General features: G+C 55.5%; 14 protein-coding genes. 11 read left to right on the forward strand and 3 right to left on the reverse strand.

Going from position 1 to position 13911, the window contains the following annotated elements; genetic code table 11:
* Positions 1 to 66: 66 nt before the first annotated feature.
* Positions 67 to 318: a molybdopterin converting factor subunit 1 gene (gene moaD, locus DY252_RS13635; RefSeq protein ID WP_064790464.1), complete on the reverse strand. Its 252-nt coding sequence runs from the start codon at positions 316 to 318 to the stop codon at positions 67 to 69.
* A gap of 96 nt (positions 319 to 414) precedes the next feature.
* On the reverse strand, positions 415 to 1359 hold the full coding sequence (locus tag DY252_RS13640; RefSeq protein WP_129542731.1) for a LysR family transcriptional regulator: 945 nt from the start codon (positions 1357 to 1359) through the stop codon (positions 415 to 417).
* Between the two features lie 172 nt (positions 1360 to 1531).
* On the opposite strand from DY252_RS13640, the gene DY252_RS13645 reads away from it, so the two are divergent.
* The 10 genes from DY252_RS13645 (at position 1532) to DY252_RS13690 (ending at position 11989) form a co-directional block, all read left to right on the forward strand.
* Positions 1532 to 2404: an ABC transporter permease gene (locus DY252_RS13645; protein ID WP_064790465.1), complete on the forward strand. Its 873-nt coding sequence runs from the start codon at positions 1532 to 1534 to the stop codon at positions 2402 to 2404.
* An 11-nt stretch (positions 2405 to 2415) separates the two neighbouring features.
* On the forward strand, positions 2416 to 3216 hold the full coding sequence (locus DY252_RS13650; protein ID WP_082923607.1) for an ABC transporter permease: 801 nt from the start codon (positions 2416 to 2418) through the stop codon (positions 3214 to 3216).
* Positions 3217 to 3310: 94 nt separating this feature from the next.
* Complete coding sequence (locus DY252_RS13655) at positions 3311 to 4465, forward strand: extracellular solute-binding protein (RefSeq protein ID WP_064790466.1); 1155 nt, start codon at positions 3311 to 3313, stop codon at positions 4463 to 4465.
* Between the two features lie 105 nt (positions 4466 to 4570).
* Positions 4571 to 5668, forward strand: a complete 1098-nt coding sequence (locus tag DY252_RS13660) for an ABC transporter ATP-binding protein (RefSeq protein WP_064790467.1) — start codon at positions 4571 to 4573, stop codon at positions 5666 to 5668.
* Between the two features lie 29 nt (positions 5669 to 5697).
* A complete protein-coding gene (locus DY252_RS13665; RefSeq protein WP_064790468.1) occupies positions 5698 to 7074 on the forward strand; it encodes an aminotransferase family protein in 1377 nt (458 codons plus the stop codon).
* Positions 7071 to 8000, forward strand: coding sequence for a 3,5-dioxohexanoate:acetyl-CoA acetone transferase (gene kce, locus DY252_RS13670; RefSeq protein WP_064790469.1), 930 nt, complete (start codon positions 7071 to 7073; stop codon positions 7998 to 8000). Before DY252_RS13665 ends, kce begins: the two co-directional genes overlap by 4 nt.
* Before the next feature lie 58 nt (positions 8001 to 8058).
* On the forward strand, positions 8059 to 9102 hold the full coding sequence (locus DY252_RS13675) for a histone deacetylase family protein (RefSeq protein ID WP_129542732.1): 1044 nt from the start codon (positions 8059 to 8061) through the stop codon (positions 9100 to 9102).
* An 11-nt stretch (positions 9103 to 9113) separates the two neighbouring features.
* On the forward strand, positions 9114 to 10259 hold the full coding sequence (locus DY252_RS13680) for an NAD(P)/FAD-dependent oxidoreductase (RefSeq protein ID WP_064790470.1): 1146 nt from the start codon (positions 9114 to 9116) through the stop codon (positions 10257 to 10259).
* A gap of 49 nt (positions 10260 to 10308) precedes the next feature.
* On the forward strand, positions 10309 to 11595 hold the full coding sequence (locus tag DY252_RS13685; RefSeq protein WP_064790471.1) for a M20 family metallopeptidase: 1287 nt from the start codon (positions 10309 to 10311) through the stop codon (positions 11593 to 11595).
* 46 nt (positions 11596 to 11641) lie between these two features.
* Entirely contained in the window at positions 11642 to 11989 is a 348-nt protein-coding gene (locus tag DY252_RS13690; protein ID WP_008891872.1) for a RidA family protein, read from the forward strand.
* Positions 11990 to 12067: 78 nt separating this feature from the next.
* Here the strand turns inward: DY252_RS13690 and DY252_RS13695 are convergent, their stop codons facing one another.
* Positions 12068 to 13300 carry a bifunctional alpha/beta hydrolase/OsmC family protein gene (locus tag DY252_RS13695; RefSeq protein ID WP_064790472.1) on the reverse strand — a complete coding sequence of 411 codons (1233 nt, stop codon included), beginning with the start codon at positions 13298 to 13300 and terminating at the stop codon, positions 12068 to 12070.
* Between the two features lie 100 nt (positions 13301 to 13400).
* Between DY252_RS13695 and DY252_RS13700 the strand changes: the two genes are divergently transcribed.
* Positions 13401 to 13910, forward strand: a complete 510-nt coding sequence (locus tag DY252_RS13700; RefSeq protein WP_082923608.1) for a GNAT family N-acetyltransferase — start codon at positions 13401 to 13403, stop codon at positions 13908 to 13910.
* Position 13911 lies beyond the last annotated feature (1 nt).

Here is a 13911-nt window from a genome sequence, read left to right on the forward strand (position 1 = left end):
GATCAAATAGTCTGATGATTAAAAGGGCGCCTTGGAAACAAGGCGCTCTTTTGTATGAGGAATGAATTAGCCGCCTGTAACCGGCGGGAACAACGCAATCTCGGTCGCTTTGGTGACGTCGGTGTCGGGTGTGGCATATTCCTGATCTACCGCAACGCGAATGATCGCGGGATCAGCCAGGGCATTGGCAAAGTTTTCGCCACGCCCGGGCAACCACGCCAGCAGGTCTGCAACCGTTTTGACGGTATCGGGAAGGTCAACGGCCTCTTCCGCCATGCCGATGCGGTCCTTGACCCACGAGAAATAGATCAGCTTCATGTTCAATCCTGACAACAAACTTCAATTTGCCCGCATGCTTGCGCAAGACCCTGCCCGGTGGCAAGTCCCAATGGCGTGATCCGACGAATTTACAGTTTATGGGTAAACAAAATAGCCATCCGGTGCTGCATCCAGTCGCGCAGTCAGGTTTTCGATAAAGAACCGTTCCGCACGGCTCAGTGACATGCGCGGGTTGGTCACCAGATAAATGTCAATCGCCGGCGGATCAATATAGGGCGGCAGGCGCCAAAGCTGCCCACGATCGGTCGCACTTTGCACAACGTGGATCGGCAAGGGCCCGATACCAAGCCCGGCATTAATCAGGCGACGGACTTCTTCAAGGTGCGGGCTGACGGCCACCACCTTGCCCTTCATGCCTTCCTGCGCACGCAGGACCGCGACCGGGGCCAGTGCATCGCTGAGCTGGTCGGTCGCGAAGGACACAAATGCCTCGCGACGCAAATCGGCCAGGGTCAGGTCTTTTTGGCCGAACAAATGATGGGTCGGGCCGCAGAAAAAGCCGAAATGTTCGCGATACAAACGGCGATATTCCAGTCTGGGATGGCGTTCCTTGACCAGACAGATGCCAAAGCTGGCCTGCTGTGACAGCACCTGATCGACGACATTAACCGAGGTCGCAACATCAATTTCATACGTGACTTCGGGGTGGGCGCGATTGAATTCAAACAGGGCATCATCAAGGGGGGGAAACACCACATGACTGGCCAGCCACATATGCAAATGCCCGGTCAACTGATTGCCACTATCAGACATCACATCCGACAGTCGGCCGATGGCACCGCAAATTTCGCGGCATTCGTGATACAGCGCCAGTCCCTGTTCGGTGACTTCAAACCGGCCGCGTTCACGGTCAATCAGGCGCGCGCCAATCTGATCTTCAAGCCGTTTTAAGGCATTACTGACACTGGGCTGGCGCAACAATAACCGGTTAGCCGCCCCGGTGATCGAGCGTTCCTCGACAATAACGGTAAAGGTATGCAGCAAGTTCCAGTCGAACTGCCGACGCATCAACTCGTTCATTCTGCTGACCTTTCCGACCTTTCCAGCACCACTCATAGATAATGGCTATGGGATCTATTCTACTTATCTATTTGCGCTATGCGCAAGTCTGGGTTGGAATGCCTCCAACATATTTCTTCACGGCCAAATAACCGGGTGCGGCACTGACCGCAGACAATAACGGGAGGCACAAATGGCCGCAGATGTCGCCGGAGCCCGCAGGACTCCGTGGGTGCTGCTATCACCGTCACTGGCAACCATCAGCCTTCTGCTGATCGTGCCAATGCTGTTCATTGTCGTTTATTCGTTCTGGTTGCGGACCGCGACCGGGGCCGATCAGGTTGGCTTTTATCTGGATAACTGGATTGAGGTCCTTGGCGATCGGTTTTATCGCGATATCCTGTTCCAGACCCTTTTGATTGCCTTTTACACCACGGTTATTTGCGCGTTTGTCGGCTATATCCCGGCCTATTTCGTTGCCAATACGCGGATGAAATCCAAGGCATTCCTGTTGCTGTTGCTGGTGCTGCCATTCTGGATCAGCTACATCATCAGAACGATGTCGTGGATCAATATTCTGGGCACTTCGGGCGCACTCAACACACTTTTGATCTCGATCGGTATCATCGATGACCCGGTCCAGATGCTTTATAACCAACAAACCGTGGTTCTGGGTCTTGTGCATTATCTGCTGCCCTTCATGATTTTGAATGTCTATGTCAGCCTGGATGGCATCGACAAGAACCTGACCGAGGCCGCCCAAAGCCTTGGCTGCACCGGCTTTCAGGCGTTTCGTGAAGTCACCTTGCCGCTGTCCATGCCCGGCTTGGCTGCGGGATCGTTGCTGTGCTTTGTGCTGGCGGCGGGCACCTATATCACCCCGATTGTTCTGGGTGGGCCACGTGATGCGATGTTTGCCAACCTCGTGTTCGAAGCCATCGTCACACAGCTCAATTGGCCGCTTGGCTCCGCACTTTCGCTTGTCCTGCTGGCGCTTCTGGGGGCGCTGGTCATCATTTACACCCGCTATCTCGGCATCGATCAGATCGCCAAGAGTTTCAAGTAAGGGAGCAGCAAATGATGTCCGGTTGGTCAGTCATCCGCATTGCCACAATCCTTGTTTATCTGTTCCTGTTTGCGCCGGTGGCCGTTGTCATCCTGTTGGCGTTTAACGCCAATCAGTTCGGCAGTTTCCCGATTGAAGGTTTTTCATTCCGCTGGTTTGAAGCACTTTGGAACAATGATGCGATTGTGCGCGCGTTCAAGACGTCGCTTTTGCTTGGCGTCCTAACCGCCGCCATTTCAACAACGCTTGGCACCCTCGCCGCCCTTGCCATGGTCAGATACGATTTCCCCGGGAAACGGACCATCTCCACATTGTTGGTTGCCCCAATCCTGATCCCGGAAGTCGTTCTGGCTGTGGCTCTCCTGCTGTTTTTGCAATTCCTGTCGATGCCCAAAAGCTTTGGGCTTCTGCTGATGGGCCACGTGGTCTTTACCCTGCCGTTTGTGGTGCTGGTGGTTCAGGCACGGCTTGTGTCCATACGCCGCGACGTTGAAGAAGCCGCCATGAGCCTTGGCGCAACACCGGTGCAGACATTCTTTGAAGTCACCCTGCCCTTGATGCTGCCTGCTGTCATGGCCGGGATGCTGTTTGCCTTCACGATTTCATTTGATGACATCACCGGCACCCTGTTCTGGAAGCCGGGGGGCGTTGAAACCGTGCCGACCCAGATCTTTGCCATGCTGCGCAACTCCATCAGCCCGGAGATCAACGCGCTGGGGGCTGTGATGGTGATGTTCACCATTGCCCTGCCAATTGTCGCGGCCTCAATCGCGCGGGTCATGGCCATGCGCAAGACAAGTGCATCGAAATAACTTTTTGCAAAATGCGGACAACCGCCAAAACCAAGAACAAGACCAAAACAACAAGACCGATCAACGGATATATCGTTTTATCAGGAGGCCTTAAATGGACGATACCAAACGTTATGAACGCCTACTTACCCGTTTTCGCGACGGGGACATCAACCGCCGTACTTTCCTGACTGCACTGGGTGCGGCCGGCGTTGTTGCCGGGGTCACTGGCGGCCCGATGGGCATGCTGGCCCGCAAGGCGATGGCCGCAACCCCGGAACAGGTCCGCTTTGACGGTTGGGGCGGCGTTGTTTCCGAGGCATTCGAAAAATATGCATTTGCCCCCTACACCAAGAAAACCGGCATTGAAGTGGTTTCGGGCACCTTTGGCGGTGCGGATGAATATATTGCCCGCGTCAAGGCCAGCCAGCCGGGCGAATTCAACCTCGCCCACCTGTCAGGTGTGTTTGACTATGCCCGCTATCATGGTCTGGAACTGACGTCAGAACTCAATGAAGACAACATTCCGAACCTTAAAAACGTGATCCCGACCTTGGTCGAGCCGCTGCGCAAGATCACCGGTGGCACGATTTCGGCCGTTCCGTATGACTATGGCACCACCGGCATTGCCTATAACCGCAAATATATCAGCGACGACGAAGCCAAGGCCAAGGGTGCCAAGCTGATGGTCGATGAGGCCTATAAGGGCAAAATCGGCGGTTGGGGTGAATGGAAGACCCGTATCTGGTATGGCGCGCTTCAGTCCGATCAGTATCCGAACAACATCAAGGATATCGACGCAGTTTGGGACATGATCCGTGCGCACCGCGATCTTGCGCTGAAATACTGGTCGTCGGGGGCGGAGCTTATGAGCCTTCTTGCCGAAGAAGAAATCTATGTCACCGAAGGCTGGTCTGGCCGCATCAAGGCGCTGCAGGATCAGGGCCATGACATTGGTTATCTTGATCCGGCCGGTGGCCTTGGCTGGCAGGAATGCCTGTTCGTGCTGCGTGGCAGCCCGATGGCCGCCTGTGAAGAGCTTCTGAACTTCATGCTGGAACCGGAAGTCGCGATTGCGGTTGCCGAAGGTCAAAGCTATCCGCCAGCCCTTGATCCGCAGAAAGTTGATCTGGGTGAAATCATCCCGACGCTTCCGGCATTTGATCCGACCGGCACGCTCACATCGCTGAGCTTCTTCGATCCGGCCTATTGGAACGAAAACGAAGCCGACTGGTCGAAAACGTTCTCGCGTGTGCAGCGCGGCTACTAAGCCCCGCCTGCTTGCCTGAAACTGTGTCCTGGCCGTGCACAACCGGCCAGGACAGACTTGCCGCCTTATGACGGGTGCGGCGCAATTCAGACAGGGTATCTAACAATGGCAGACAGACAAAACGCTGTTGAACTGCACAATGTCGTTAAACGGTTTGGTGAATTCACCGCCGTCAAACGCATTGATTTGACCGTCCCGGACAACAGCTTTGTAACTTTCCTCGGTCCGTCGGGCTGCGGCAAGACAACGACGCTGCGCATGATTGCGGGTCTGACCGATATCACCGAGGGGGATCTTCTGATCCGCGGTAAACGGGTCAACAGCCTGCCGATCCACAAACGCAACCTTGGCCTTGTGTTTCAGAACTATGCCCTGTTCCCGCACAAGACGATCTTTGACAACATCGCCTTTGGCCTGAAATACCGCAAGGTTTCCAAGGCCGACATTGCTGAGAAGGTCAACAAGGCGCTTGATCTTGTGCAACTGCCCCATGTCGCAGACCGTTATCCCAATCAGCTTTCCGGTGGTCAGCAGCAACGTATTGCGCTCGCGCGTGCGATTGTGATTGAGCCGGATGTGTTGCTGCTTGATGAGCCGCTTTCGGCCCTTGATGCCAATCTGCGCGAAGAAATGCGTGTGGAGCTCAAACGCATCCAGCGCGAACTGGGCGTTGCCACAGTGTTCGTCACCCATGACCAGTCCGAGGCGCTTGCCATGTCCGACAAGCTGGTTGTCATGAATAATGGTTTTGTCGAACAGGAAGGCGCGCCCGAAGAAGTTTACAACAATCCGGCATCGGCCTTTGTTGCCGACTTCCTTGGTCATTCCAATATCATCCAAGCCAACCTTGGCAGCCCGGATGCCGCCTTTACCCAGGTGGCACTTGAAAGCGGTGAGACATTGCTGACCACGGACGAGCAGACCGCCAAGGCAAAGAATTCAAAAGATGTTCGCGCCGTAATCCGGGCCGAGAAAATTGATCTTTCCGAGGAAAACCGCGCCACCGATGGCGTAATCTCGATCCCCGGCAAGGTCAAAACCGTTGACTATCTGGGCCAACAGGCCCGTTACTTTGTCGAGGCCAATGGCCGCGACTGGCAGGTCATCAACCCGATTGATACCCACCCCCATAAGGAAGGGGCCGATATCTTCATGCATATCGCGGCCCGTAATTGTGTGTTGTTACCCGGCCATCAGGATTAATCCTCCGCCGGTTCAGGAGAGCCACCAGAATGACGCATGATCCCAAAAGCCCCGTCGGACATAACCGGGAATCCCGTCTGTTTTATCAAAGCCGGTCCCGCCGCCCGCTGATCGAACGATCAGAAAGCGTTTATATGTGGGATGTCGATGGCAAACGTTATATCGATGCGTCCAGTGGTGCCATGGTCAGCAATATCGGCCATAGCGACCCGCGCGTAATCGCCGCAATGACCAAGCAGCTTGAAAAGGCCAGCTTCGCCTATCGCCTGCATTTCGAAAATGACGCGGCCGAAGACCTTGCCATCCGCCTTGCCGACCGTGCACCGGGTGATCTTGAACGCGTCTTCTTTGTTTCCGGCGGGTCGGAGGCGGTTGAAAGCTGCATCAAGCTTGCCCGGCAATATGCACTGGCCAAGGGCCAGGCACAGCGTACAAAGATCATCTCACGCTTTCCGAGCTATCATGGTGCGACACTGGGTGCGCTTGCCATTACCGGTTATACGCCGATGCATGCGCCCTTTGCCCCGATGATGGTCGATCAGCCGAAAATTCCCGCCCCGACATGCTATCTGGATCGTGATGATCTGAGCGATCATGAGCGCGGCATCAAATATGCCAACATGCTTGAAGCCGAAATCATCAAACAGGGCCCGGAAACAGTTCTTGGCTTCATCATGGAACCAGTCGGTGGGGCTGCCACTGGCGCACTGGTTGCACCCGACAGCTATTATGGCCGTATTCGCGAGATTTGCGATCAATACGGCATTCTTCTGATCTATGACGAGGTCATGACGGGGGCCGGTCGTACCGGCAAGTATTTCGCCGCCGAGCATTGGGGCATCGTGCCCGATATCCTTGCCGTGTCCAAAGGACTGGCCGCCGGTTATGCGCCACTTGGTGCGATGATCGCACCGGATCGGATCGTTGGTCCGGTGCTTGATCATGGCGGGTTTATTCATGGCTATACCTATGCCGGCAACCCGTTGGCCTGTGCGGCGGGTAATGGTGTTCTTGATGTGATTGAAGAAGACAATCTGCTTGAAAATGCTGCGACCAACGGTGCGGCACTCAAGGATGAATTGACCAAGCTTGCCGATGATTTCGCGATGATCGGTGATGTGCGTGGCAAGGGTTTGTTGCTGGCGATCGAACTGGTCAAGGATCGCGACAGCATGGAGCCGATTGATCCCAAACACATGGCGGCAGCGCGACTGGTTGATATCGCCTATGACATGGGCCTGATCATTTACTGGCGGCGCACACGCGGCGGGTATCGCGGTGATCATGTCATGGTCTGCCCGCCAATGACGATTACCAAGGAACAGTTTGCAGACATTCTGGTGCCGCTGCGCAAGGCACTGAGCGAACTGCAAGACGAACTCGTAGTCGCAGGAGCCTTCGCATGAGCCGCAAAGTCATCATCACCTGTGCGATTACCGGATCGGTTCATACCCCTTCCATGAGCCCGCATTTGCCGGTCACACCCGATGAGATCGCAACGCAGGCGATTGATGCTGCCAATGCCGGGGCATCGATCCTGCATCTGCATGCGCGTGATCCCAAAACGGGGTATCCAAGCCCGGATCCGGATGTGTTCATGCAGTTCCTGCCAAAAATCAAGGCGGCAACCAATGCAGTGATCAACATTTCCACCGGTGGCGGCATGAACATGAATGTTCGTGACCGCATCCGGGCCGCACGCGAAGCCGCGCCGGAAATGGCGTCACTGAACATGGGCACGATGAATTTCGGCCTGTTCCCGGCCCTTGCCGGGCGCAGCGAATGGAAACATGACTGGGAACCTGAATTCCTTGAAAGCAGCCGCGACTTTGTTTTCAAAAACACCTTTTCGGACATTGAAACCATTCTGGCCGATCTCGGGGAGGCCAATGGCACCCGGTTCGAGTTTGAATGCTATGACGTCGGCCATCTATACACGCTCGCGCATTTTGTCGATCGCGGCCTGATCAAGGGGCCGATTTTCATCCAGTTCGTGTTGGGCGTTCTGGGCGGCATTGGCGCGGATCCAGACAATCTAGCCCATCTAAAACGCACCGCTGACAAGCTGTTTGGTGATCAGTACCAGTTTTCAGTCCTCGGCGCCGGACGCCATCAGATGCCACTTGGCAGCATGTCAGCCGCGATGGGTGGCAATGTGCGGGTCGGCCTTGAAGATAACCTGTATCTGAAAAAGGGCGAGCTGGCGCCAGACAACGCATCACAGGTGCGCAAAATCCGCGAAGTGCTTGACGGGTTGTCGCTTGAAATCGCAACCCCGGATGAGGCCCGTGCGCTTCTGAGCCTGAAAGGTGGCGACAAGGTCGCCTTCTGACGGCAGGACCGACAAAGCCACCACCGTTTGACCACGCATTCACTGAAAGGCGGCAGAGATGATGCATGCCTATTTCTCAGACGATCAGCTTCGCCATCACGGCAAGACATTCATTGTCGCGGGCGAGAAGAAGCCGATCCCGGAAGTCCCGAAGCGCGCCGAAATTCTGCGCGGTGCCGTATCACGTCTGGGTCTTGATCTTCAAAGTCCTACTGATGCAGGCCTTGCCCCGATTGCGGCCATTCACGATGCGCAATATCTGAACTTCCTGCAGACCATTCATGATGAATGGCAAAATGTCGGCGGCGCGGAACAGGTTATTCCAAATATCCATCCGTTTGATCGCAACGGTCCTTACCCGCGCCATCCGGCGGGCAAAGCCGGTTTTCATCTTGGCGATACATCCTGCCCGGTATCAGAAACGACGTGGAACTCGGCCTATGCCAGTGCGCAAACCGCAATTGCCGCGGCCCTGCATGTCCGTGATCAGGGGGCGAATAACGCATATGCCCTTTGCCGCCCACCCGGACACCATGCCAGTGGCAATCTTGCAGGCGGGTTTTGTTATCTGAACAACAGTGCGATTGCAGCCCAGGAACTGCGCGCAAAACATGACCGCGTCGCGATCCTTGATATCGACCTGCATCACGGTAACGGCACGCAGCATATTTTCTATGACCGGTCTGATGTCATGACCCTGTCGATCCATGCCGACCCGCTGGATTTTTATCCGTTTTACTGGGGTCACGCCGAGGAGATCGGGGAAAAAGACGGGCTTGGCTTTAACCATAATCAACCCCTGCCCCTTGGCAGTGGTGATGCGGTGTTTCTTGATGCGCTTGACCGGGCATTGGCAAAGATCGACGATTTCGGTGCTGATGCGGTTGTCATTGCGCTTGGCCTTGATGCATCGCGTGATGATCCGTTTGGTGGGCTGACAGTAAGCCCCGATGGTTTTGCCCGGATCGGCGAAAAAATTGCCACGCTTTCGCGCCCAACCGTGTTAGTGCAGGAAGGTGGCTATGTTAGTGAAACGCTTGCAGAAAACCTGTATCAATTCATCAGTGGCTTTGGCGCGACCAGCACAACAAACACGATTTAAGAAGGCCCCACATGACCCATTCGGACATCCTGATTATCGGCGGCGGCATTGCCGGAATGTCAGCTGCATTCTTTTTGGCCAAGGCGGGTAAATCCGTCACCGTCCTAGAACGCGAAGACCAGCCGGGCTATCACAGCACCGGGCGGTCGGCTGCGCTTTATAGCGAAACCTATGGCCCGAAAATCATCCGCAAGATGTCAACCGCCAGTCGGGCTTTCTTCATCACCCCACCAGATGGATTTACCGAAAACCCGATCCTGACCCCGCGCGGCATCATCATGACCGCAGCCCCCGGCGAAGAAGCCGAGCTTGACGCCATCCTGTCGGAGGGCCGCGCGAATGGTGCCAACTTTGTTGAACTGACGCCAGATGAGCTCAAGGAAATCGTGCCGGTCATTCATACCGACCGAGTTGCCAAGGCGGCATATGAACCCGATGCCATGGATATTGATGTGCATGCACTGCACTGGGGCTTTATTCGCCAGTTCAAGGCGCTTGGCGGCACCTTGATCACCAAGGCCGATGTCAGCGCGATTGGCAAGGCAGATGGCAAATGGCAAGTCACACTCGCCAAAGGTGATGTCTATACCGGTGATGTCGTTGTAAATGCCGCCGGTGCTTGGGCTGATGACATCGCGACCAAGGCCGGTGTCAAACCGCTTGGCATCGTGCCCAAACGCCGCACAGCGGTGATGGTTGATGTTCCGGCCGACGTAAAGCCGCATGGCTGGCCGTTGGTCGCAAGCCTTGATGAGACGCTTTATTTCAAGGAAGATGCCGGTCGCTTGCTGGTGTCGCCGGCAGACACCACACCGACCGAGCCGCATGATGTTCAGCCCGAAGAACTTGATATCGCGATTACCATTGATCGCCTGATGACGGCCACCAGCATCGAGGTCCGCCGCCCGGGTGAAAGCTGGGCGGGCTTGCGCAGCTTCTTTGCTGATGGCGATCCGGTTTCAAGCTTTGATCCCGCTGATGACAGTTTCTATTGGCTGGCCGGTCAAGGCGGATACGGCATTCAGACCGCACCGGCGATGGGCGAATATGCCGCAAGCATCATCACGGGCAAGGGTATCCCGCCGCAGATGGAAAAACTTGGCGTCACCAAAGATGCCCTGTCGGCAACTCGCCCCACCCTTGTTACCGGCAAGTAAATCATCGGCAACTAAATCAACGGAACCGGCCGTTTTTGGAGAACCACCAATGACAGACTTTGATCGCGCTGCCCTTCGCGAAGCTGTTTCAAAGCGCACCCAAAGTGCCATAGATGATTTGTGCGCGCTGGTGCGTCATGACAGCCTGCTTGGCAACGAGGCATCGGCACAGGACTGGATTGCCAACAAGTTTGCTGCGATGGGGCTCGATGTCGAACGGGTCAAGATTGATATCAGCGCCTTACGCGATCAGCCGGGCTTTTCCCCGCCGGTGATTGACGGCTATGACGGGCGTGAAAACGTTGTTGGCCTGCATCGCCCGCAAAACCCGACCGGGCGCAGCCTGATCCTCAATGGTCATATGGATGTCGTGCCGACCGGTCCGGCGGAACAATGGCGGTTTGGTCCCTTTACCCCGCATGTCGAGGATGACTGGATTTACGGCCGTGGTGCGGGCGATATGAAGGCCGGGATTATTGCCTATTGCCAGGCGCTTCAGGCCCTGCACGATATTGGCCTTGAACCCGCCGCCCCGGTCACCCTGCAATCGGTGATCGAGGAAGAATGTACCGGCAATGGCGCACTGGCCTGCCTGCATGCCGGGTACAAGGCCGATTGCGCCATCATTCCCGAACCGTTTAACCAGACCCTGATGACCGCCCAGCTTGGTGTCATGTGGTTCCAGATCCATGTATCGGGCAGCCCGGCACATGTTCTCGATACCTCTGCTGGCAGCAACGCGATTGAGGCGGCCTTTGGTTTCTTTGAAACCCTGAAGGAAGTCGAGGAAATCTGGAACCACCCGACCCACCGTCATGCGGCATTTGGTGCGCATGTCCATCCGGTGAACTTCAATCTGGGCAAGATTGAAGGCGGCGAATGGGCGTCCACCGTGCCGCCGGTTTGCACCGCTGATATCCGTGTTGGGTTCTATCCGGGCATGGAGCTTGAAAAGGTGCGCGAAACCGTTGAGGCCGTGAAGCAAAGCGCGCTTGATAACCACCCTTCCTGCAAAGGGGCCAAGATCGAGATCACCTATCGCGGTTTTCAGGCCGAAGGCTGCGAGATGGATATCAATCATCCGATGATGTCGATGATTGGCGACATTCATCAGGAAGTGACAGGCAAGGAGATCAGAAACCTTGCCTCGACCGCGACGACCGATGCGCGCTTTTTCCAGATTTATGGCAACATCCCGGCGACTTGTTATGGCCCCAAGGCCGAACGCATTCACGGGATTGATGAACGGGTTTCGATTGCATCCATGATGGAAGTCACCGAGGTGCTTGCCCTGTTCATTGCCGACTGGTGCGGTGTGCAAAAGCGTCCTACCTAAATCTCAATTCGAATAATATATCCAATGCTTTAACAAGGAGCGTTTCATGAGCATCCAGCGTCTTCACACCGGCCCGCGTATGAGCCAGGCCGTTGTCCATGGCAACACCATCTATCTTGCCGGTCAGGTTGGTAACCCCGACAGCGACATCACCAATCAGACCAAGGAATGCCTTGAAAAGGTTGATGCACTTCTGGCCGAATGCGGCTCCAGCAAAGAAAACATCCTGTCGACCACCGTCTGGCTTGCCGACATGAAAGACTTTGCGGCAATGAACGCCGTTTGGGATGCATGGGTCCCGCAGGGTCACACCCCGGGTCGTGCCTGCGGCGAAGCAAAGCTTGCCACCCCGGATTACCTGGTTGAGTTCATTGTGATTGCGGCCAAGCCGTAAGTCACTTTGGCATCAATAAGAAACGCCTGACACGGGAAACCGGTCAGGCGTTTTTTGTTTCATCGGAAATCTGGCGGGCTAAACCCGGTCTTCGCGCGTGACGATCAGGGATGTCGCCTCAAGCGTTCTGTGCACCGGGCACTTATCAGCAATCTCGATCAGGCGTTGACGGGTTGCATCATCCAGATCGCCGGTGAACCGGATGATGCGTTCGAACCGGTCGATCTTGCCGCCCTTTGCCGAATGCTGTTCGCCGCATTCCGCGCAATCATCGGCATGGACTTTTTGATGCAGGACTTCAGCACGGATGGAATCAATCGGGATCCCCTTATGATCGGCATACATCCGGATCGTCATTACCGTGCAACTGCCAAGGGCGGTTGACAGATAATCATAGGGCGACGGTCCACTATCGAGCCCGCCAACCTTTTGCGGTTCGTCGGCAAGCAGGCGGTGCTTGCCCGCCATGACCATCGACTGGAACTTACCAAGGCCGGTTTCACGGACAATCACACCTTCGCCGATATCCGGTTTTGCCGATTTGCCTGCCGGCAGATATCGTTTTGCCCATGCGGCAATCACGGACGCAGCGTACTGCGCATCATCAGGATCGCTCAGCAAATGGTCTGCCTGATCGAGCGAGACAAAGCTTTTGGGATGCTTGGCAGCGTCAAAAATCTTGCCGGCATTTTCAATCCCGACAGTCTGATCAAGCGGCGCATGCAGGACCAGAAGCGCCTTTTTCATCTTCGCCACCTGTGTTGGCAGATCATATCCACCAAGGTCATCGACAAACTGCTTGCGAATGACAAACGGCCGCCCGCCAAGGCAAACTTGGGCCTCGCCCTTTTCGCGGATTTCATCAAGATGATCGGCAAAGTTATGGGTGACGTGATGGACATCTGCCGGTGCGCCGATGGTTGCAACCGCCGTTGCCTCCTTGATGCGATCGGCCACCGCCAGAACCGCCGCCCCACCAAGTGAATGTCCGATCAAAAGTTTGGGGGCCTCGAACGCGTCACGCAGGAAATCGGCCGCGCGTTCAAGGTCATCAAGGTTGGATGTAAAGTTGGTCGAGGCGAAATCACCGCCCGATCCACCCAGCCCGGTAAAGTCAAACCGCAGCACACCGATGCCCTCAATCGTGAGCGCCTCGGCAATTTTGCGGGCCGCAATCAGATCCTTGGTACAGGTAAAACAATGGGCAAACAGCGCATAGGCCTTGACCGGGCCAGTCGGCAGGTCCAGCCGCGCGGCCAGTTCGGCACCATGGGCCCCTTCAAATGTCACCTTGATCGGTTTTCCGGGCATCGTCTTTCTCCTGACCTTTGCGGGGTGAAATCATACTGCTATTTCAGGTAAGTGCCGATAATATCCTTCTTGATGCCACCTTAACACGGACAGTTCAGTGATGATCGTTCAAACCGAACGCACAATTTTGCGAGAAGCCACACATGACGACGCCCCGTTCATTCTTCAGCTGCTAAATGAGCCCGGATGGCTTCGGTTTATCGGCGATCGCAACATTCATGACCTTCAGGCGGCGCGGGATTATATCGATCTGCGTTTTCGCGAAAACTATGACAAGCTTGGCTTTGGGATGTGCGTTGCACTGGAGAAACAAGGCCAGAGCCCGATTGGCCTGATCGGCTTTGTAAAGCGTGACACGCTTGATGCACCTGATATCGGCTATGCCGTGACCGAGACACATCAGGGCAAGGGATATGCCTATGAAGTCAGTTCGGCACTGATTAATCATGGTTGGCATCACTACGGGTTTGACAAGATTTATGGCTATTGCCTGCCTGACAATATCGCGTCTGTTCGGATGCTTGAAAAGCTTGGCCTGACTTATCTGCGCGATCAGGATGTCAATCAGTCTGGCGAAATGTGCAGGCTTTATGTGGCAACCCGCCCCTAAA

It is taken from the genome of Thalassospira indica, from assembly GCF_003403095.1.
GTDB classification, from domain to species: domain Bacteria; phylum Pseudomonadota; class Alphaproteobacteria; order Rhodospirillales; family Thalassospiraceae; genus Thalassospira; species Thalassospira indica.